This is a genomic window from Tahibacter harae (assembly GCF_024437735.1).
Taxonomy (GTDB): Bacteria; Pseudomonadota; Gammaproteobacteria; order Xanthomonadales; family Rhodanobacteraceae; genus Tahibacter; species Tahibacter harae.
Genome location: NZ_JANFQO010000020.1, coordinates 1 through 20,324 on the forward strand (window position 1 = coordinate 1; position 20,324 = coordinate 20,324).

The 20,324-nt window shown below is 69.7% G+C and carries 14 protein-coding genes; 7 read left to right on the forward strand and 7 right to left on the reverse strand.

Going from position 1 to position 20,324, the window contains the following annotated elements:
* Window positions 1-760 precede the first annotated feature (760 nt).
* Window positions 761-3,118 carry an ATP-binding protein gene (locus tag NM961_RS24210; protein ID WP_255915874.1) on the forward strand — a complete coding sequence of 786 codons (2,358 nt, stop codon included), beginning with the start codon at window positions 761-763 and terminating at the stop codon, window positions 3,116-3,118.
* 18 nt (window positions 3,119-3,136) lie between these two features.
* Window positions 3,137-3,604 carry an OmpA family protein gene (locus tag NM961_RS18385; protein WP_255915875.1) on the forward strand — a complete coding sequence of 156 codons (468 nt, stop codon included), beginning with the start codon at window positions 3,137-3,139 and terminating at the stop codon, window positions 3,602-3,604.
* A gap of 129 nt (window positions 3,605-3,733) precedes the next feature.
* Here the strand turns inward: NM961_RS18385 and NM961_RS18390 are convergent, their stop codons facing one another.
* From NM961_RS18390 to NM961_RS24300, 4 genes are all read right to left on the reverse strand, one after another.
* The gene (locus tag NM961_RS18390; RefSeq protein ID WP_255915876.1) at window positions 3,734-4,681 is read right to left on the reverse strand and encodes a peptidylprolyl isomerase; all 948 of its coding nucleotides are present in this window, start codon (window positions 4,679-4,681) and stop codon (window positions 3,734-3,736) included.
* Between the two features lie 297 nt (window positions 4,682-4,978).
* Window positions 4,979-7,405 carry a TonB-dependent receptor plug domain-containing protein gene (locus tag NM961_RS18395; protein ID WP_255915877.1) on the reverse strand — a complete coding sequence of 809 codons (2,427 nt, stop codon included), beginning with the start codon at window positions 7,403-7,405 and terminating at the stop codon, window positions 4,979-4,981.
* Between the two features lie 153 nt (window positions 7,406-7,558).
* A complete protein-coding gene (locus tag NM961_RS18400; protein ID WP_255915878.1) occupies window positions 7,559-8,884 on the reverse strand; it encodes an MFS transporter in 1,326 nt (441 codons plus the stop codon).
* 24 nt (window positions 8,885-8,908) lie between these two features.
* Window positions 8,909-9,412 (reverse strand): ATP-grasp domain-containing protein, encoded by a 504-nt coding sequence (locus tag NM961_RS24300; protein WP_369334897.1) that lies wholly within the window; start codon window positions 9,410-9,412, stop codon window positions 8,909-8,911.
* Here NM961_RS24300 and NM961_RS18405 point away from each other — a divergent pair.
* The 4 genes from NM961_RS18405 to NM961_RS18420 all read left to right on the forward strand — a co-directional run bounded on the left by NM961_RS18405 (window position 9,297) and on the right by NM961_RS18420 (window position 16,502).
* Window positions 9,297-10,220 (forward strand): hypothetical protein, encoded by a 924-nt coding sequence (locus tag NM961_RS18405; RefSeq protein WP_255915879.1) that lies wholly within the window; start codon window positions 9,297-9,299, stop codon window positions 10,218-10,220. The genes NM961_RS24300 and NM961_RS18405 overlap by 116 nt on opposite strands.
* 83 nt (window positions 10,221-10,303) lie before the next feature.
* Window positions 10,304-12,727: a serine/threonine-protein kinase gene (locus NM961_RS18410; RefSeq protein ID WP_255915880.1), complete on the forward strand. Its 2,424-nt coding sequence runs from the start codon at window positions 10,304-10,306 to the stop codon at window positions 12,725-12,727.
* 108 nt (window positions 12,728-12,835) lie between these two features.
* Entirely contained in the window at window positions 12,836-15,778 is a 2,943-nt protein-coding gene (locus NM961_RS18415; protein ID WP_255915881.1) for a cadherin-like domain-containing protein, read from the forward strand.
* 133 nt (window positions 15,779-15,911) lie between these two features.
* Window positions 15,912-16,502 (forward strand): DUF6151 family protein, encoded by a 591-nt coding sequence (locus NM961_RS18420; RefSeq protein WP_255915882.1) that lies wholly within the window; start codon window positions 15,912-15,914, stop codon window positions 16,500-16,502.
* Between the two features lie 88 nt (window positions 16,503-16,590).
* On the opposite strand, the gene NM961_RS18425 is transcribed toward NM961_RS18420, so the two are convergent.
* A complete protein-coding gene (locus NM961_RS18425) occupies window positions 16,591-17,970 on the reverse strand; it encodes a serine hydrolase domain-containing protein (RefSeq protein ID WP_255915883.1) in 1,380 nt (459 codons plus the stop codon).
* 132 nt (window positions 17,971-18,102) lie between these two features.
* Between NM961_RS18425 and NM961_RS18430 the strand changes: the two genes are divergently transcribed.
* Window positions 18,103-18,918, forward strand: coding sequence for an AraC family transcriptional regulator (locus tag NM961_RS18430; RefSeq protein WP_255915884.1), 816 nt, complete (start codon window positions 18,103-18,105; stop codon window positions 18,916-18,918).
* A gap of 61 nt (window positions 18,919-18,979) precedes the next feature.
* Here NM961_RS18430 and NM961_RS18435 read toward each other — a convergent pair whose 3' ends face one another.
* Both NM961_RS18435 and NM961_RS18440 read right to left on the reverse strand, forming a co-directional pair.
* Complete coding sequence (locus NM961_RS18435) at window positions 18,980-19,567, reverse strand: LysE family translocator (protein WP_255915885.1); 588 nt, start codon at window positions 19,565-19,567, stop codon at window positions 18,980-18,982.
* 113 nt (window positions 19,568-19,680) lie between these two features.
* Window positions 19,681-20,001 carry a hypothetical protein gene (locus tag NM961_RS18440; protein WP_255915886.1) on the reverse strand — a complete coding sequence of 107 codons (321 nt, stop codon included), beginning with the start codon at window positions 19,999-20,001 and terminating at the stop codon, window positions 19,681-19,683.
* Window positions 20,002-20,324: the final 323 nt, after the last annotated feature.

The following is a 20,324-nucleotide window of genomic DNA, read 5'->3' on the forward strand; positions in this document are numbered from 1 at the left end:
CGGGCGCTTCGTGAGTTCCGGCATGCGGCTCCAGGCTCTCCCTCGGTTGCTCACCAGGGGCTTTACGGGCGCGCATGCCGGCTCTCGACGCCTAGAGTACGGGGGCGGCGAGACATAAGGGCTGGGGTGAGGGGGCAACGACCAACGCGCCTCGCCATCGAATTTTCGCGAAAGTCCTCAACAGGTGAAGAACCGGCAAAAACCGGAATCTCTCGCGACTGAAGCGCCGCCCCCTCACCCAACCCTCTCCCCGCACACATCGAGTGCCAGGCCTGATCTTCACACGCCTCGCACCTGACCTTGCGCCACATGACCGGCAACACCGCCAGCGCACTGCTTCACGCTCCTGCCAGCACGCTTTCCGACGGCCGCAACCGCCAAACCGCCGTCCAAGCACATCGCTACCCGGGGGCGACAGCCCCCTCATCCGTCCTCAACAGTCATTCCCACCCACACGCCGATTCGCCCCGCACCAGCCTCATCCGGCCTGGGACGAAAGCCGGCCCGAGGGCGTGACTTGAAACCGAATCCCTGACCCGGCTCGGCATCCGCACACCAAACCCCGCCTCCAGCCCTCCGAGTTCATCCCCAGCCTCCAAGCCCCATACCCAGCTTCTGAACCCGATCCCGAATCGCAAATCCGCAACCCTCGCTTCTCCCGTTTGTCCCCCGCCCCGCCCTGTGTGCAAAATCGCCTTGTCCCATCCGCTGCGGATGCAACTGCCATGACCGCTCCACTGCCGCCGCTACAGGCTCGCCGGTGCTAGCCGGCCTGTGCTGCCTGCTGCTGTCCGCCGGACTGAGCGCCGGCCCGGCCGTCAGCCTGCGCCCGGCCATGCTGGATGCGCCGCGCGAGGCGCTGCAGCGCGGCGACGCGCTGCTGGCGCAGGGGAACCTGAGCCCGGCCGCGCGCGAGCAATTGCTGCGCGACATGGCCACGGCGGCGGTGCTGGTCGCGCCGGAGCAGGCACAGCGCATTGCGGCCGAGCTGGATGCGCTGGGGCGCGAAGGCCAGCGTCCGGCCGCGGCCGCGCTGGCCGACCTGCTGCGCGCGGGACTGCGCCTGGAAAGCAACGACGTTGAGGCCGGTTTGGCCCTGGCCAATTCCGCCACCGCGACGCTGCGCAATCTCGACCAGCCGTACTGGAGCGCGCTGGCCGACCTGGAAAGCTGCCACGCCCTGCTCAGCGCCAGCCGCAGCGGCACCGCGCTGCGCTACTGCGAGCGCGCCCACGCCGCAGCGGGCGTGCTGGACGAATACGAGCGCGCCAAGACCGACAACCTGATGCAATGGGCGCTGTACGCCACCGGCGCGGCCGCGCGCGCGCTGCCCTTCGCCGAATCCGCGCGCGCACGCTACGTCGCCCTGGGCAGCCGCGGCGGCATCGCCATGATGGACGACAACATCGCCGGGCTGCAGTTGGCCCTGGGCAAGCCGGCGCTGGCGCTGGCCGCCTCGCGCAGCGCGCTGGCCTATGAGCTGGCCAACGGCAAGATCCAGCACTCCGTTTCCTCGCGCCAGAACGTGGCCAAGGCGCTGGCTGCGCTGGGCCAGCCGCGCGAGGCGCTCAAGGAGATCGACACCGCCCTGGCCACCGCGCGCCGGCTGGAACTGGGCCGCCTGCAGGCGCAGCTGCTCGCCAGCCAGGCGCAGATCGCCGAGCACAGCGGCCGCCTGGCGCTGGCGCTGGCCGCCACGCGCGAGCTGATCGAACTCAATGCGCGCCTGTCCAGCCGCGAAGTCGAGCGCGCCGTGGCCGAGCTGGATGCCCACTACGGCGCCCAGGCGCGCGAAAGCGAGATCCGCGCCCTGCGCCAGGCCGCCGAACTGCAGACCGCGCTGCTGCGCGCGGCCGAGGCGGACAAGGCCGGCGAACGCACCCGCGCCCGCTTCTACGCCCTGGCCCTGGTCGCCGCGCTCTGCGTGGGCGTGCTGCTGGCCGCGCTGATTGCGTTGCGGCTGCGCTGGCTGGCCCGCCTCAACGCCGCACTGGAGCAGGTCAACCGCACCCGCGCCGACATGCTCGCCATGGCCGCGCACGAGGTGCGCAACCCCATGGCCGCAATCAGCGGCCTGATCGACATGGCCCTGCACCGCATCAACGACCGCCGTGCGCGCGGCCTGCTGGAAACCGCCCGCGCCACCTCGATCGAGCTGGTGCGCACGGCCGAGGACTATCTCGACCACGCCCAGCTCGCGCTGGACCGCATGAACCTGCGCCAGGAAGCCTTCGACCTGCCCGCCCTGCTGGCCCAGGTCGCCGGCCTGTTCCACGCCGAGCTGGCCGGGCGTCCGCTGCGCCTGGTGCTGCAGGCCGATCCGGAGCTGCCGCGCCTGGTCTGCGGCGATGCTGCGCGTCTGCAGCAGGTGCTGGTCAACCTGCTCGGCAACGCGGTCAAGTTCACCAGCCAGGGCGAAGTGCGTCTGGAAGCCGTCGCCCTGGCCGGCGAATGGGTGCGCTTCCGCATCAGCGACTCCGGCCCCGGCATCGCCGCGCACGAGGTGGAACGCCTGCTGCAGCCGTTTGAACGCGGCGACGGCCGCACCCGCCGCGGCACCGGGCTGGGCCTGTCCATTGCCAACCAGCTGATCCAGGTCATGGGCGGCCAGCTGCAGATCGAGACCGAGCCCGGCATAGGCAGCCGCTTCGCCTTCAACCTGCACCTGGCCGCCGCGCCGCGGCCGGCCGCGCCGGTGATCGCCGCGCGCCGCGGCCGCGTGCTGCTGGTGGACGACGACCCCGCCATCCGCGAACTGCTCAGCGCCCAGCTGGACGCGCTGAGCCTGGAACACCGCGTCGCCGCCGGCATAGACGAGGCCCTGGCGATCTGGCGCGAGTTCCACCCGGAGACTTTGCTGGTCGACCTGCACCTGGACCGCGAGAACGGCGTCGACCTGATCCGCCGCCTGCGCGCCGAATGCGCTCCGGCCGCACCGCCGCGCTGCCTGATCCACAGCGCCTCGCCGCCGGACGGCCCGCACGACCGCACGCCGCCGGAGTGGAACATCCAGTGGGTGCGCAAGCCCATGCCGCTGCGCGAACTGGGTAGACTGCTGGGCGGCGATGCCGCAAACATGGATCGCGAGAAGCATGGATCTAGTGCGGCGGTGGCCTGAGTTCACCGGGAACACGCAATGAAGGAAATCGTGACCACATCGCTTCTGCTGCTATTGATGGCATTTCCCGCGGCACAGGAAACGCGGCGGGAAGACGACGGCTGCGCACCCGGGTTCAGCATCGACATCCGTGGCGTCGCCTTCAAGCGCCGTGCACCGGCGGAAAAGCAGCCGCTGGAATCCGCCATCGCCGACGCCGAGCAGCTGCAGGCACTGACGGCCCTGCTGGACGCCACCGCAAAATACAAAGATTACAAATACACAATATCCGGACACACCGACACCGAGGAATGCAGCGGCAGCGACTGCGCCGCGCTTTCCCTGCGCCGCGCCCAGGCAGTACGCGACTGGCTGGTGGCAAAAGGTGCAAGCCCGGCCCTTTTCGTCGCTGTGACCGGCGCCGGCGCGGACCGGCCGATCGACGCCAACGACACCGAGGAACAGCGCGCCAGGAACCGGCGGGTGGAGTTCGATCTGGTGTTCTGACCGGGAAAAGGTTCGGATACGGCCGGCTGCGGCGCGGACCAGCTGCAACCGGCGTCGCGCCGTATCAGCCCAGCGCGTCGCCGGCAGCCAGGCGGCGCAGGCAGCAAGGCCCTGCGCCGGCCTGCAATCTCAGGGCAGCCTCACCGGCAGCGGCACATTGCACACTTCCACTTTGCCGGCCGGCTGCAGATACCAGTCGTCGGTGCGGTTGCGGCGGGTCTCGACCAGGGCGGTGAAGGTGTCGGTATCGGTGCGCAGCAGTTCCAGCTTGCTGCGCTCGTCGGGCGGCAGTTCGCTGCCCAGGCGTACGGTCTTGAGCGGGATGCGCTGTTCGGGCTTGTCGTAGAAGCCCAGCGCGCCGCCGCCGCGCGGCAGTGCGGACAGCAGTTCCATGCCCTGCACCACGCGGCCGACCAGGGTCACGTTGCGGTCCAGATGGCGCGGCGAATGGCCCAGCACCACGTACAGCTCGCTGCCGTTGCCGCTGTCGGCGGCGTTGTCGCGGCCTGCGCCGACCATGCCATAGCAGTGCGCCAGCCAGGTGCGGCCGGCCTTTTCGTCGCGCGCGGCCGGGAAGCCGCCGCTCCAACCCACCTGGGGCGCGTAGACATCGCCGTCGGGCAGCGCCACGAAGGGCTGTTTGGCGATGGCCTGGGAGAACTCGCCGGGCAATGAGCGCCTGGCTTCGCCGAAGGGCTTGGCTTTGTCCTTGTCGCCGGATTCGGGATCGCCCCACTGCACCACGTAGTTGTCGTGCACGCGCAGTATGGCCAGGCCGTCGAAATAGTGCTGGCGCAGCAGGGTGCGGATGTTGGCCACGTGCTGCGGCGCGTACTGCGGCGCCAGTTCGATGATGACGCGGCCGGCGGCGAAATCCAGGTACACGCTGTTGTCCGGATCCAGCCGGCGCCAGTCCGACGGCTTGCTCGCGGCCAGCACCTCGGCCATGGTCCTGCCTTTGCGCGGCGGCGTATCGGCACCGGCCTGGCCGGCCAGCAGCGCCAGCAGCACGGCGGCGGCAATGCCCGCGCCGCGGCGCAGTGCGGGGTTGCAGCGAGTCTCGGACGTACTGGCCATCACTTTTCTCCGCCGTGGTGAGTCTGGATTATAGGCACGCAAGCGTTCCGCCCAGGCAACGGCCGCGCCGACGGAAGATTTCTCGAGCGTCCGCGCCGGTTCCGACCGGCCGCCAGGCGGCCGGCGCAGCGCCGCACTGCGGCCGGCAGCTGCGGTTCCTGTGTGAACGCAACGCAGAATTCCCGTCCGCGGCATGCGCGTCGCGTGCATTCGCCACACGACGCCGTGGTTTTTCGGCAAAAGAAAACCCGCGCCGGAACCGGCGCGGGTCGGTTGCAAAGCCGCGGCCGCAGCCGGTCAGAACTTCATCGCGAGACGTGCGAAGTACGAAGTGCCGTTCAGGCCGAACTGCACGCTGTCGAACAGGTGGCCGTTATCGGTCTCGTCCGGATTCTGCTTGTCCGGGAACTGGTCGAAGATATTCGCCGCGCCGACGGTGAGCTTGACGTTGTCGTTGAAGGCGTAGCTCACGCTGGCGTCGGCCGAGGTCTTGGCGCCGTAGTTCAGGAACACCGGCGGACCGGAGAACGAACCCAGCGTCTGCGAGCCGAAGTGGATGATCTTGAACATCGTGTCCCACTTGCCGAACGAGTAGTCGAAGGCCAGCGTCGCCTTGGTGCTGGGTGCGCCGTCTTCGATGAAGCGGCGTTCGCGGTCGGACAGGAAGGTCTCCGGACCGCCCGGGCCGGACAGCGGTCCCGGCACGTTGACCTGGGTGATCTCGGTCTTGCCGTGGTTGAGCGCGAAATACGTGCTCAGTTCGCCGTCGCCCACTTCGGTGCTGTGGGAAATGGTGAGATCGATGCCGGTGGTGCGCGTATCCACGGCGTTCACGAAGAACGCCGCCGCGCCCACGCCGCGCTGGACCAGCAGCTCGCGCAGCTCGTCGCTGATCGCCTCGCTGTCCGCGGCGAACTGGCCCGACAGCACGACGCGGTCGTCGATGTCGATGCGGTAGCCGTCCAGCGTGACGGTGAGGTTTTCTAGCGGATTCCAGGCAAAGCCCAGGGTGAAGCTGGTCGCCTCTTCCTCGCGCAGCGATTCGATGCCGGCGGTGCGGGCATAGACGCTGTCGTTGCGCGCGAGCAGGATGTCCAGCGGATCGCCGCCGACGAATTCCGTATAGGTGGACTGGAAATCGCGCTGCTGCAGCGAGGGTGCGCGGAAGCCGGTGCTGGCCGAGCCGCGCAGCAGGAAGGTGTCGGTAGCCTTGAACGAGGAGGTCAGCTTGCCGGTCGTGGTCTGGCCGAAGTCGCTGTAGTCCTCGAAGCGCAGCGCCGCGCCGGTCATGAAGCGGTCGGTCCAGTTGAGTTCAAAGTCAGCGTAGGCGGCCCAGCTGGTGCGGCTGGAATCCGTCTCGTCGTTGGGCTGGAAGCCGGGATAGCCCTGGCTGCCGGCATTGCCGCCGCCGGGGCCGTCATAGTCGTCCCAGGAGCCGCGTTCGCCGGCGAAGATCTCGTAGTTCTCGCGGCGGCGCTCCAGGCCGAACGCGACGTTGGTGCCGGCCAGCACATTGTCCAGATAGCGCGAGAAATCCAGGTTGGTGGTGTACTGGGTGAAGGCGTAGCCGCCGGCGTCGAACTTGCTCGCGCCGCGGCCCGGGCCGCCGTTGAGCAGATCCTGGTTGGCCTGCGAGGCGTTGATCGTATTGCTGATGTTGTTCAGCAGCTCGTTGTAGCCGTAGGTCTGCGAGATGTCGGCGCGCCAGCCGCCGAGTTCGGCCCACACGCCGGCGATCAGGGTGCGGTCTTCCAGGTCGCCGTTGATGTAGGGAACGAATCCATTCGGATACATTGCCGCAGAGTTGCGCGAAGGGATGTCGTCGCTGCCGATGCCGCCGCGGGCGAAGGCGCCGGAGGAGGCGTAGCGGTCCTGGTAGCCGCCGCTGAAGTAGAAATGCGCGGCGTCGCCGAGCGGGATCTCGCCGTTGAGGAAAATCGTGCGGTTGTCGGTCTTGGTGTCGCCGATGGTGCGCGGGCCGACGGAACGGTCGGAACGGCCGCGCTTGAGCCATTCGCCGGTCAGCGCGATGGCGCCGCCGTTGGCCAGCTCGAAGCCGCAATAGGCCGAGGCCAGCGTGTTCTCGCCGTCGCCGCGGGAATACTGGCCGAAGCCCAGCACGCTCTCGCAGCCCGGCGTCTTCTTCAGCGCGACGTTGATAACGCCGGCGATGGCGTCCGAACCGTACTGCGCCGCCGCGCCGTCGCGCAGCACTTCCACGCGCTCGATCGCCAGCAGCGGGATGGTGTTGAAATCGGTGCCGGTATTGCCGCGGTTGCGCGCACCGAAAATGTTGACGATGGCGGCCTGGTGCTGGCGCTTGCCGTTGAGCAGGACCAGGGTCTGGTCCGAACCCAGGCCGCGCAGCATGGCCGAATCGACCAGGTCGGCATTGTCCGCGCCGGTCTGGCGGGTGGAATTGAACGAAGGCGCGATGTACTGCAGCGACTGCGCCAGGTCGAACTGGGCGCCCTGCTCGGCGATCTTGTCCATGGGAATGATGTCGACCGCGACCGGCGTCTCCACTTCCGAGGAACGGCCGTAGCGGCGCGAACCGACTACCGAGATGGTTTCCAGCTCCTGCGTGTCGCTCTTGGCGGCACCGTCCTGCGCGGCTTCGGCTTCCGCCGTTTCAGCCGCCAGCAGCTGCGCCGGCACCAGTGCCGTCACGCAGCCAAAGGCCCCGGCGGCCCACAGCGCAGTCCACAAACGTGATTTCCCCATGACCCCACTCCTCCGATTTGTTCAAACTTCGTTAGCTTACCGTGATGGCGAATGAACGTCTAAGCTTATGCCGCCCGAACACTGCGGCAGCCGTCACGTCTCCACGGCGGGTACCGCCGGGCTGCGCGACGGCCTAGCGCAGGGCTGCCGGCCTCAACCCGGCCCCCCGGCCGGGTCGCGGTCTATGCGCGAGGTGCGGCGCGTGTCCGCCGTGAACACATAGACCAGCAGCGACACGCCGATGCAGGCGGTCACGTACCAGTAGAAACCCGCTTCCAGGCCCTGGCTCCTGAACCACAGCGCCAGGTATTCCGCCGTGCCGCCGAACAGCGACACGGTCAGCGCATAAGGCAGGCCCACGCCCAGCGCGCGCACCTCGACCGGGAACAGCTCGGCCTTGACCACGGCGTTGATCGCCGTATAGCCGCTGACCGCGGCCAGCGCGAGCACGATCAGGCCGAACGCCTGCAGCGGCGTGACGCCGGCCTCCAGCGCGGCGAACAGCGGCACCGTGCCCAGGGTACCCAGCACGCCGAAGCCGATCAGCAGCGGGCGCCGGCCGATCCGGTCCGACAGCGCGCCCACCAGCGGCTGCAGCAGCATGAATACGAACAGCGCCGCAGCCGAGACCGCGGTCGCGTCGTCCTTGCTCATGCCGGCGCTGACCACCAGGTATTTCTGCATGTAGGTGGTGAAAGTGTAGAAGGCCAGCGTACCGCCCAGGGTCAGCCCGACCACGGTCAGCAGCTCGCGCGGATGGCGCAGCAGTTCCTGGATCTGGCGGCGCGAACGGCGCGCCGCGGACTGGCCCTGGAACGATTCGGTCTCGCGCATGCTGCGGCGCAGGTACAGCGACACCAGCGCGGCCAGCGCGCCGATCCCGAACGGGATGCGCCAGCCCCAGTCATGCAGCTGTTGCGGCGTCAGCAGCACGCGCTGGAGCAGGATCAGCACCGCCAGCGCAAGCAGCTGGCCCATGATGAGGGTGACGTACTGGAAACTGGACCAGAAGCCGCGGTGCTCGCGGCTGGCCATCTCGCTGAGATATGTGGCCGAGGCGCCGTATTCGCCGCCCACGCTCAAGCCCTGCAGCAGCCGTGCGAACAGCAGCAGCACCGGCGCGGCCACGCCGATCTGGGCATAGCCCGGGGTCAGCGCGATCAGCAGCGAACCGCCGCACATCAGCAGCACCGACAGCACCAGCGCGGCCTTGCGCCCATGCCGGTCGGCGTACTGGCCCAGCAGCAGGCCGCCCAGCGGCCGCATCAGGAATCCCACGGCGAACACCGCCGCGGTATTGAGCAACTGCGCCGTCTGGTCGCCGGACGGAAAGAATACCGGCGCGAAATACAGCGCGAAGGCGGTATACACGTACCAGTCGTACCACTCGACCAGATTGCCCACCGAACCGCTGAAGATGGAGCGCAGGCGCTGCGTCGTGGTCAGTCCCTGCGCTGGCGGCTTGGGCGGTTCGGTCACGGCAGGCTTCCCGCGGAAAGTGGCCTAGCCTGCCACAAAGCCGGCGCGGCAGTGGTGCTTGCGCGGCATGGCCGCGGCAATCGTACGAATCGCCCAAGCAACCTGCCGCGGATCGTCATGACCTGGCCGCGACCCCCACTGCAAGGCAAACAGCCCCGCGCCCCAGGCCGCGTTCAATTCAACGCAGGCCCAGCCGCGGCCCTGGATACGGCCTACATCCACCACCACCGCTTCCGGCAGATCGACGCGCTCGTCGGCGAGCAGGCGTTCAAGATTCGCATGACTTGGCCACAGGGCGTTTCTGCCCCCGGCTCCGGCGCACAGCCTAGCGGCCGGCGGCTCATGTACGCCTGACCCACCCCGCTTCGTTCCTGCGTGGAGACAGCTGTCATCCAACCCACGGAGCACTCCCATGCCGCGCCATCGCCTCGCCCTGCTGCTCGCCTGCCTTCCGCTGCTGCATGCCTGCGGCGGCAGTCCCGAAACCCTGGCCAAGGAAGTGCAGTCCACCTTCGAGGAGGGGGACATGGAGGGTGCGCTGAAGCTGGCCCATTTCGAGCAGATGCCCGCCGACCTGCGTTTCTTCTTCCTGGACCAGGTGCGCGAATGCGCCGCGGAGGGCACGGTCTGCACGGCCAGCGTCACGCCGCTGGACGAGGATTTCAAGCAGAGCCTGGCGCGCCTGGCCGACCAGGGACTGGAAAGTCCGTATACGGCCGAGGGCCTGATCCTGCTGCAATCCCGGGAGGCCGACGGCAAGAGCAGCGGCAAGATGCAGATGCCCTACGCGAAAGTCGACGGCAAGTACCGCCTGGTCGCACAGCGCTATACCGCGGCCAAGCTGACCGAGCTGCGCGCCACCACCAACCAGCAGCTGCTGGAGCAGATGCTCGCCGCCGGCATCTACGATTCCGCCGCCGGCGAACGCCGCACCGACTGGAAGGATTCCGCCACCGCCCTGCCCGCCGATGGCGGCGAGCCCGGCCAGCACCTGGTGCGCAGCAGTGCGGCACTGCATGCGGCCGTGCTGGCAAACGATCCGGATGCCGCGGTGAAGTCCGGCGACGGCTTTGCCGCGATGGTGCTGGCGGACAAGGATTACGAAGGCAAGCCGGTGCCCCGGGCCGAACGCCAGGCCAAGCTGCGCACCCAGTCCGCACGCTTCCTGCACGATGTGAAGGTCGAAGGCGGCTGGCTGCGCGGCCAGGAAGCCATTCTGCTGGTCAACGCCAGGGACGGCGTGGACTGGACCGCCCGCGGCGCCGTGTTCCTGAGCCGCGACGAACAGGGCGCGTGGAACATCGCCGGCAAGCAGCTGGTGAGCTACCCGCAGTAAGGCACCGCGGCGGCCGGCCGGGCTACCATGCCGGCCTTGGCAAATGCCGGCCCGGCGGCCGCTGCGAGGAACAGGTATGGGGCATGACTGAGCGCGCGCACTACGCCCGCGCCAAGGCCGAGTTCGAACGGCTCAGCGAGCTGGCCGGCGCCGACCGGGAGGCAGCCCTGGAGGCCATCACCCAGACCGATCCCGAACTCGCCCGGGAACTGCGCCGCCTGTTCCAGGCATCGGGGCACAACCTGGCCAGCCTGGACGCGGCGCCGGCCGAAGCCGTGCCGCGCTTTCCGCGCTACCGGGTGATCCGCGAGATCGGCCGCGGCGGCATGGGCCGGGTCTGGCTGGGCGAGCGCGACGACGGCGGTTTCCGCGGCCAGGTCGCGATCAAGCAGATCTACCGCGAGAGCTGGAACGCCGCCGACGAGCGCCGCTTCCTGCGCGAGCGGCAGATCCTCGCCTCGCTGGATCATCCGCATATCGCCCGCCTGATCGACGGCGGCCACGACGAACACGGCCGTCCCTTCCTGGCCACCTGGTTCGTCGACGGCCAACCCATCACGCGCTACTGCGAAACCCACGCGCTGGACCTGCGCGCGCGCCTGGTGCTGCTGCGCAAGCTCGGCGACGCGGTGGCGCATGCGCACCGCCAGCTGGTCGTGCACCGCGACATCAAGCCGGCAAATATTCTTGTGGACGGCCAGGGCGAGCCGCGCCTGCTGGATTTCGGCATCGCCGCCGTGCTGGACGGCGACAGCACCGCGACAACGGCCGGCAGCCCAGCGCCGCTGACCCTGCGCTATGCCGCGCCCGAGCAGATCCTGGGCGAACGCTCGGCCATCGCCTGCGACATCCACGCGCTGGGCTGCCTGATGTACGAACTGATCGCCGGCGAGCCGCCGCACGCGGACGCCGGCGCCGCGGCGCTGATGCACGCCATCGTGCACGAGATGCCGCCGGCGCCTTCGGTCGCCGCAAGACGCCTGGGCCGCGCGATTCCTTCGCGCGACCTGGATGCGATCTGCCTGCGCGCGCTGCGCAAGCGGCCGCAGGAACGCTACCTGAGCGTGGACGACTGGAACGCCGACCTGGGCCGCGCCCTCGCCGGCGAGCCGGTGCAGGCGCGCCGCGGCGAACGCGGCTACGCGGCGCGGCGCTGGCTGCGGCGGCGCTGGCCCTGGCTGGCGGCGGCGGCGTCGCTGCTGGCCCTGGTCAGCTATCACCTGGTCAGCATCAACCGCCAGCTGGCCGCGGTCGCGCGCGAACGCGACCGCGCGGCGGAACTGGCCGATTTCACCATCACGGTGTACCAGTCGGCCTCGCCGGCGGAAATCCGCGCGGAAAAAGTCAGCGCGCTGGGTCTGCTCGACCGCGCCGCCGCACGCCTGGAAGATCCCACAGCCGAAGCCGACCAGAGTCCCGCCACCCGCGCCGCCGTGGTCGCCTCGCTAGGCCATGTGTACTACGAGATCGGCGTGCGCGACCGCGCCGCGCGCCAGTTCGAGCGTGCCCTCGCATTGTTCGAGACCGCCACCCCGCTGCCCGAGGACGATATCGCCCTGCACCAGCGCTATCTCGCCATGGCGCTGTACGGCCAGGACCGCGCCGAAGAGGCGCTGCAATGGATAGAGCGGGCGCTGGCCCGGCGTGCGCGCCTGGGCGACACCGGCAGCGACATCTACGCCGGCCTGATCCGCGCAGCAGCGGTCTACGCCTCCTCGCTGGACCAGGTGGACCGCGCCAGCGACTACTACGCACGCGCCATCGCCTCGCTGGAAAACCAGCTGCCGCAGAGCGGCAACGAACTCTCCACCACCCTGGGCAATGCGGCCAGCCTGGATCTGCAGCTGGGCCGCGTGGACCAGGCCGAGCAGCGCATCGCCCGTGCGCGCGAACATCTGGATCCCGGCTATACGCTGCACTACCGCACCGACCTGTTCCTGCGCCGGCTGCAGGCCAAGGTCCTCGGCGCGCGCGGCCGCTACGACCAGGCCCTGCCGCTGCTGCGCGAGGCGCGCGACGAAGCCCGCGCCCGGATGGGCGAGAATCATCCGGACCTGCTGCTCTTCGCCAACGACCACGGCCTGCTGCTGACCGATGCCGGCCGCCTCGACGAAGCCGGCCCGGCCTTCGACGAGGCACTGGCCGTAGCCAGACGCAACGGCGGCGGCCGCCGCCTGACCGGCGTGCGCGCCGCGCGGGCGCGCTGGCTGATCGCCCAGGAACGCCATGGCGAGGCCGCGGACGAACTCGCCGCGGTGCTGGCCGAGCGCGCCCGCGCGCCGCAACGCGACCGCCGCAGCACCGCCTACGAGCGTGTCGCGCTGGCCTTTGCGCGCTGCCGCACCGGCCAGGCCGGTGCCGCGGACGAACTGGCCGTACTGCTGCGCGGCGCAGAAGCACAGAGCGTGGCGCAGCGCAGCAGCACGGCAGACGATTTCGCGCGCTGGCAGCAGGCCTGCGCCGCGCAGGCCGCGGCGGCACAGGCCGCGGCAGCGCCGCCGCAGTGAGCGCGGGCGCGCCGCGATAGCCGCCGTCCTTTCCTCCCGCTAGTGATCTTCATGCCCCCGGCAACCTGCCCGGGCCATTCCTGTCCTCGCTGATCGCACAGGTTGTCCATGAAGCTCCGCGCACTCGCCGGCTGTATCGCCCTTGTCTTTTCCAGCGCCGCCGCACTGGCCGCGCCGGCCATCGTGGTGACCGCGCGCAGCGGCGCATCCGGTGCGCCGGTACGCCTGGCCGACGGCGTCGTGGACCGCGCCAGGCACGCGCTCAGCGTCGATGCACAGGGCAATACCTACGTCGCCGCCTCGCAGCGCGTAGCCGGCAACTGGCGCTATCTGACCAGCAAATATCTGCCCGACGGCAGCCTGGCCTGGGCGGCAGCGCAGGCACCGGCCGCCAACCCCGGCGAGCTGCCCTACGGCGTGGGCACGGATGCGGCCGGCAATGTCTATGTCAGCGGCAGCAACTACATCCAGTTCATCACCCTCAAGTACGACCGTGACGGCAACCAGCTGTGGGAGCGGCGCTATCAGGTGAGCGGCGGCCTGTATCAGCAGCCGCGCGCGCTGAAAGTCGACGCCGCCGGCAACATCTACGTGGCCGGCCGCTCCCAGACCGGCGGCATCGGCTTCGATCATTTCGACTACGGTCTGGTGAAGTACGACAGCAACGGCAACGAGTTGTGGAGCGCGCGCTACAACGGCCCGGCCGGCCTGAACGAGGAATTCCAGGACATGGCCGTGGACGCCGCAGGCAATGTCTACCTGACCGGATCCTCGCGCGATTCGGCCAGCCGCAGCGACTACGCCACGGTCAAGTTCGACGCCGCCGGCGTGCAGCAATGGGCCGCGCGCTACGGCAGCGGCAGCCTGGACCAGGCCAATGGCATCGTCGTCAACGGCGACAGCATCGTGGTCACCGGCACCTCCAAGGTCGGCACGTTCTACGACGCGGTGACGGTGGCCTACGATGCCGCCAGCGGCGCGCAGCAATGGGTGGCGCAGACCATCAATCCCAACCACAACAGCGGCACGGCGATCGTGCGCGACAGCGCCGGCAATCTGTATGTGGGCGGCTCGGTGTGGGACCCGGACAACCGTTTCCTGGTGGTCAAGTACAGCAGCGGCGGCCAGCGCCTGTGGCAGCGCGGCTACCAGCCGTATGCCGGCATCTCCGGTTCCAATGTGGTCCGTTCGCTGGCCCTGCATCCCGACGGCGGCGTGATCGCGGCGGGCAGCGCCATCGGCTTTGGCGGCTTCGACTACGGCGTGGTGAAGTTCGATGCCGCCGGCAACCAGCAATGGTCGCAGCTGTTCAACGGCCCGCCGGGCACGCTCAACGACCAGGCCGGCAGCGTGCGCGTGCGCGACGACGGCATCGCTGTGGTCGCCGGCACCGAAGCCTTCACCCAGGGCAGCGGCGACACGGATCGCGCCACCACGCTGTTCATCGCCGAGGGTGTGCAGCAGACATCGCCGCAGATCAGCACCACGCCCAGCGTCACCGGCCAGCCGTACCAGGTACAGGTCGCGGTGCGCGGCAAGGTCGGCCGCCCGGCGGGCGCGGTACAGCTGAGCAGCAGCGACGGGCAGAATTGCAGCATCACCCTGGTGGACGGCAACGGCAGCTGCGAGTTCGGCAATACCCAGGCCGGTCCGGTGTCGCTGGCCGCCGCATTCACTTCCGCCGCACCCGGGCTGTTCGCCGACACCAGCGGCAGCGCCAGCCACAGTGTGGACAAAGCGCAAACCCAGCTCAGCCTGAGCGCGCCGGCCTGGAGCCATCCCGGCGACAGCATCAGCGTCGCGGCGACATTGAGTGTCACGGCGCCGGGAGCAGGCACGCCCGGCGGCAGCATCCAGGTCGGCGACGACGTGGACAGCTGCACCATCGCGCCGCCCGCCGTCAGCTGCTCGCTGGTCCTGAGCACGCCCGGCCCGCGCACGCTGGGCGCCAGCTATGCCGGCGATGCGAATTTCCTTCCCGCCGGCGCCAGCGCCGCGCACCGCGTGAACCGCGCCCCCGTCGCGGCCGACGACAGCTACGCGCTGGCCGAAGACGGCAGCCTCGCCGTCGCCGCGGCCGCCGGCGTGCTCGGCAACGACAGCGACGCCGATGGCGACGCGCTGCAGGTGGTCCCCGCCGCGTTCGAGGCCGGCGGCATCGGCGGCCAGGTCGTGCTGCGCGCGGACGGCGGGTTCGACTACACGCCGCCGGCCGACGCCTATGGCACGGCGAGCTTCGGCTACAGCGCCGGCGACGGCGTCGACAGCAGCAGCGGCACGGCGCATATCACGGTGCGCGCGGTCAACGATGCGCCGAGCTTCAGCCTGGGCAGCAGCCCCAGCCATCCCGCCGGCAGCAGCGGCGCGCAAAGCGTGGCGGGCTTTCTCGGCCAGTTCAGTCCGGGCCCGGCCAACGAGGCAGAACAAACCTTGCTCGCGCTGCCGCTCACGGTGGAGAGCGATCCCAATGACATCGTCGACGCCGTTACGCTGGGCCTGGACGGCCGCCTCGGCTACGTGCTCAGCGGCCGCGGCGGCAGCGCCGCGATCCGCGTGGCCGCCCAGGACAGCGGCGGCACGGACGACGGCGGCAACGACACCTCGGCCGCGCAGACCTTCACCCTCAGCGTCGCCTCGGGCGTGGACCTGGCCGTAGTCATCAGCAGCGACGACACCTTCCTGCGCAACGGCAGCACATCCACGCACCGCGTCAGGGTGAGCAATTCCGGTCCGGATCCTGCGCTGCAGGCCGCGCTGTCGGTGCAGCAGCCGGCCAATCTCTCCGGCTTCGCCTGGACCTGTACGCGCAGCGATGCGCAACCCTGCGCCGTCGCCAGCGGCAGCGGCCCGATCGCGCAGAACGTGGATGTGCCGCTGGACGTCACCCTGCACTACGCGATCACCGCCACCGTAGTCGCCGTGCCCGAGATGCCGGTGATGCTCAACGCCAGCGTGCTCGGCGGCGCAGGCCAGACCGAGCTGCAACCGGGCACGAACAGCGCCACGCACAGCATTGCGGTGGGGATCTTCGCGGCGGGATTTGAACGCTGAGCGGCGATGGCGGACTTGCCGCGCGGCAGACCTGCGGCATGGCCTGCGCCGCAGCGTTCAGAGGCAGCGCCTCGCCGCCATTCCGTAGACTGCTGGACAGTTTCCCCTGGCCCGCGAGGTTAGCCTTCTGAACATGGATACTGCGCTGCGCTGCCACTGCGGCCATCTGCAAGGCCGCCTGGATACCGCCTCGGCGGCCGGCCGCGCCGTCTGCTACTGCAAGGACTGCCAGGCGTACGCGCGCTTTCTCGGCCGCCACGAAGACATGCTCGACCGCCACGGCGGCACCGAGATCATCGCCACCCTGCCGCGCCGCCTGCGCTTCACCGCCGGCACGGACCAGCTGGCCTGCGTGTCGCTGAGCGAGACCGGCCTGCTGCGCTGGTATGCCGCCTGCTGCGATACGGCCATCGGCAATACGCCGCGCGATCCGCGGATTTCCTATCTCGGCATTGTCGTCGGCTGCCTGTCCGCACCGGAAGCGGAGCTGACCCGGGCGTTCGGCCCCTGCAGCATCGCGCTGAACACGGCCTCGGCGCGCGGCGCAGTGAAACCGGCGGGCTCCATGTTCCTCGCCGGGCTGCGCATAGGGCGCAACATCCTGCTCTCGCGCCTGAGCGGCAAATACCGGCACAACCCGTTCTTCGACACGGCCACGGCGCAGCCCGTGGTCGCGCCGCGGGTGCTGCAGCCGGCCGAGCGGCAAGCGCTGTACCAGGACTGAGACGGCCGCCGCACGCAGCGGCCGGCGCCAGCTCCGCCGCCAGCGGCAGCCTCCGTCGCAACAGCGCCGGCGTTTGGATTCCCCGATGCTATTTCAACGCTGCCAGCAGCTCCGCGGTGAAACGCGCGATATCGAAGCGTACGCCGGCCGGATCCTCGCCGCGGCGCACGATCACCACCTGCCGCGCCGGCACCACCACCAGGTACTGGCCGCGGTTGCCGATGGCCGCGTAGGTATCGGCCGGCACGCCGGGCACATCCTTGAACAGCCAGAACGTCGCGCCGTAGCCGAAGCCGCTGGGCGGCTGCGGACCGCTGGCGCTGCTGACATAGCGCACCCAGCCTTCGGGCAACAGGCGCTGGCCCTGGAACACGCCGTCGTTCTGGTACAGCAGGCCCAGGCGGGCCAGGTCCCGCGCCGTGGTCCACACCTGGCTGGACATCACGTAATTGCCGCGCCAGTCCGTCTCCGGCACGGTGCGGGTCATGCCGATCTTCCACAGCAGCTGGGTGAACGGAAATGCGAGCGCCTGCTGCTCGTCGCCCAGCCGCTCGCGCAGGCCGCGCAGGGCGAGCACGGTGTCGTTGTTGGCGTAGCGGAAGGTTGAACCCGGCTGCTTCAGCAGCGGCAAGGTGCCGGCTTCCTGATCCACCGCCGCGCCGCCGAAGTACAACGCATCGGTGCGGTTGCCCGCGGTGCTGCTGTGCAGGCCGCTGGCCATGCGCAGCAGGTTGTCGGTAGTGATGGCGCCGCGCGGATCGCCGGGCTGCTGCCATTGGCCTATCGCCGCCGGCTGGGCCGGATCGAGCACGCCCTGCTGCTGGGCAACGCCGACCAGGGTTCCGGCCAGGCTCTTGGCCACCGACCAGGTGCGCTGCGACACCTGCGGACCGAAACCCTTGCGGTATTTCTCGGCGACGATGCGCCCGCGCTGCACGACGACGATGCCGGTGGTCTGGCTGCCTTCGCCGAAATACGTGCCGTCGAAGGCGCGATCGACGCCGCGCGCCAGCGCGCGCTTGTCGCCGTCGACGCGGCCGGTGGCCTGCCGGTCGCCCAGCGGCCAGGGCTTGCGTTCCAGCGCAGGCGCGGGCGCAGCGAAGCGCGGCAACGCCGCCACGGCCGCCGGCGCGGCACCGATGGGCAGCTGGGTACAACCCAGGTTCGCCCGCCAGGCCGCAATACGCGGCGGCCGCGCGGCGTCGAAGGCGACCGCGACCTGCTTGCGTTCCCTGTCGATGACCGCCGCCAGCTGCGGCACGATGGCATCGTATTCGGGATAGATGCCCTTGAGTTCCAGCGCGGCCAGCTGCGCTTCGCTGCGCCCGGCGTTGAAAAGTCCGCTGCACAAGGTCAGCGCCTTGTAGCCCGCGGCGATGGCGCGGTCGTAGTCCGTCGCGGGTTTCTGCTGCGCGCTGGCGGCCGTGGCGGCCAGCAGGCACAGCAGCATGCTTGCACAAGCTTTCATGCGGTATTTCCTCGCCGTACCGGCGCCGGCAGACTGTCGCCGGCAGCCGGCTACTCTACCCCACGCGGCCTTGCGCCGCCGCGGCACACCCCCATGTTCCTGATCCGCCGCCTACCCGAGTCAGCGCCGCGCATGCCGGAACAAACCGACCCTGTCTTCTGGCGCGACCCCGCCCTGCCCTTCATCGAGGCACGCTACGTCCAGGACGGGCGCAAGGTCTGCTATGCGCGGCATGCGCACGAGACCTTTTCGATAGGCGCGATCACCGCCGGCCGCAGCAGCTACCACAACGGCCGCACGCGCGAGACCGTCGGCGCCGGCGCCGTCGCGGTGATGAACCCGGAGGACGTGCACGCCTGCAATCCCATCGCCGATGAACCCTGGTCCTACCACATGCTGTACGTGGACCGGGCCTGGCTGGCCGGGCTGCAGCACGAGCTGGGCCTGGATCCCAACGAAGATTTCCACGCATTTTCAACAACGGCGAGCACCGATCCCCTGCTCTACGCCGGCCTGAACCAGCTGGCCGCGCTGCTGGCGGATGCGGCAGCCAGCCGCCTGCACAAGCAGGTGCAGAGCGTCGCCTTCTTCAGTCAATTGCAGCAGCGGCTGGATCCCGCGGCGCGGCCCGCGCAGGAGGCCGCGCACAAGCTCCGGCGGGCGGCCGAGTTCATCAGCGACAACCTGACCCGGCCGCTGGGCCTGGAGGAAATCTGCGCGGCTGCCGGGCTGTCGCCGTCTTATCTGATCCGCGCCTTCCAGCAGCGCTACGGCATGACACCGCATGCCTATCTGGTCAACCGCCGCCTGCAATACGGCCAGGCCCAATTGCGCCGCGGCCGCCCCATCGTCGAGGTGGCGCTGGAGGCCGGCTTCGCCGACCAGGCGCATTTCCAGCGCACCTTCAAGCGCTTTCTCGCGGCAACGCCGGGGCAGTACCAGTCCTGAGCCGCCGCAACGATGGGGCCTCGGCAGCGGCACGGCGGCCTGCGCGGCGAAAACCGCCGGCTCAGCCCAGCAGCAGGTACAGCGCACTGAGCGCCAGCAGCAGCGCCATCAGCCGGTTGAACCAGCGTATGCGCCGCGGCTGGTGCAGGTAGCGGCGCAGGAAGGCGCCGGCATAGGACCAGCACGCCAGCGAGGCATAGCAGATCACAAAATAGATTGCGGTAAATATCCACACCCGCGCCGTCTCGCCGCCGGCCGCAAACGCGCCCATGCCGGCCAGCGCGGCCAGCCAGGCCTTGGGGTTGAGCCATTGCAGCACCGCGCCCTGCAGCAGGGTCGGCGCCTGGCCGCGGCCTTGCTCGCCCAGGCGGCCGTCATCCGCGGCCAGCCGGAAAGCCATGTAGAGCAGGAAAGCCACGCCGCCCCACTGAATCGCCGCGACCAGATACGGCAGGCGGCGCAGCAGCTCGTGCAGGCCCAGGCCGGTGAGCAGCAGCAGCAAGGTGAAGCCCAGCGTCGCGCCGGTGACGAAGCGCAGGCTGACGCCCAGGCCGTGCTGGGCGGCGGAGCTGAGCACGACCAGATTCACCGGACCTGGCGTGATGGAGGCCGCCAGGGCGAAGGCAGCCATGGAAAGCAGGACAGTCATAGAGCACCTGGATCTGCAGGAAAAAAGCCGGATCCAGGCTAGCGGCCGCGCCGGTGCCGCGATTGAAGAAAATTACCCTGCCGTGCGGGCGCGGCCCGCCGCTTGCGTGGGGCTCAGTTCGCGCCGGTCACCCGCGTCGTGCCGGACGACGCATCCACCCGCGCCGCGCCGCCGCGTTCCTCGCTGGCCTTGACCACCTTGTCCGCCACCAGCCACAGGGTGACGCTGCGGCCTTCCAGGCGATAGGTCCAGATCTCCATGGCCGGCGAGGATTCGTCGCCGTCGATGCGGTCCAGCCGGGCCGGCTCGCCGCCGGCCGTGCGCGCCTGTTCACTGCTGGCGCCCTTGCCGATCAGGGTTTTTCCCAGCAGTACGCTGTCCGCGTTGGCCGCGCCGGCGGCGGCGATCAGGATTGGCAGCAACAGGCGTTTCATGCGCATCTCCGAAGTCGTCGGCGCATTGTGCAGGCTGAAGATTGCGTGCTTCTTTCAGCCGGCGAGTTGCTGCCGGGCCGCGCGGTTTTTCGCGGTCGCCGCGGCGCCTGCCGGCCGGCCGTTGCGCCGGCGCACCTCGGCCGCGGCGGAAACACCGGGACTCCGCCGCCTGCGCTGCCGCCGCACAGCGCCGCGACGGGCAGCATGCGGATGCGCGGCTATCGTTGAAACTATTCCAGAAAATTCAGCAGCATCGACGCACCTTGGACCGCCCGTTGCCGCTCGCTGCAGCGTTTCCGCCGCGGCGACAGTCAGAAACAGCA

Bases quoted from the DNA above. Each gene is read 5' to 3' on its own strand.
- NM961_RS18385 (WP_255915875.1), top strand. From the start codon at position 3,137: ATGAAGGAAATCGTGACCACATCGCTTCTGCTGCTATTGATGGCATTT.
- NM961_RS18390 (WP_255915876.1), bottom strand. From the start codon at position 4,681: ATGGCCAGTACGTCCGAGACTCGCTGCAACCCCGCACTGCGCCGCGGC.
- NM961_RS18395 (WP_255915877.1), bottom strand. From the start codon at position 7,405: ATGGGGAAATCACGTTTGTGGACTGCGCTGTGGGCCGCCGGGGCCTTT.
- NM961_RS18405 (WP_255915879.1), top strand. From the start codon at position 9,297: ATGCCGCGCCATCGCCTCGCCCTGCTGCTCGCCTGCCTTCCGCTGCTG.
- NM961_RS24300 (WP_369334897.1), bottom strand. From the start codon at position 9,412: ATGTCCCCCTCCTCGAAGGTGGACTGCACTTCCTTGGCCAGGGTTTCG.
- NM961_RS18410 (WP_255915880.1), top strand. From the start codon at position 10,304: ATGACTGAGCGCGCGCACTACGCCCGCGCCAAGGCCGAGTTCGAACGG.
- NM961_RS18415 (WP_255915881.1), top strand. From the start codon at position 12,836: ATGAAGCTCCGCGCACTCGCCGGCTGTATCGCCCTTGTCTTTTCCAGC.
- NM961_RS18420 (WP_255915882.1), top strand. From the start codon at position 15,912: ATGGATACTGCGCTGCGCTGCCACTGCGGCCATCTGCAAGGCCGCCTG.
- NM961_RS18425 (WP_255915883.1), bottom strand. From the start codon at position 17,970: ATGAAAGCTTGTGCAAGCATGCTGCTGTGCCTGCTGGCCGCCACGGCC.
- NM961_RS18430 (WP_255915884.1), top strand. From the start codon at position 18,103: ATGCCGGAACAAACCGACCCTGTCTTCTGGCGCGACCCCGCCCTGCCC.
- NM961_RS18435 (WP_255915885.1), bottom strand. From the start codon at position 19,567: ATGACTGTCCTGCTTTCCATGGCTGCCTTCGCCCTGGCGGCCTCCATC.
- NM961_RS18440 (WP_255915886.1), bottom strand. From the start codon at position 20,001: ATGAAACGCCTGTTGCTGCCAATCCTGATCGCCGCCGCCGGCGCGGCC.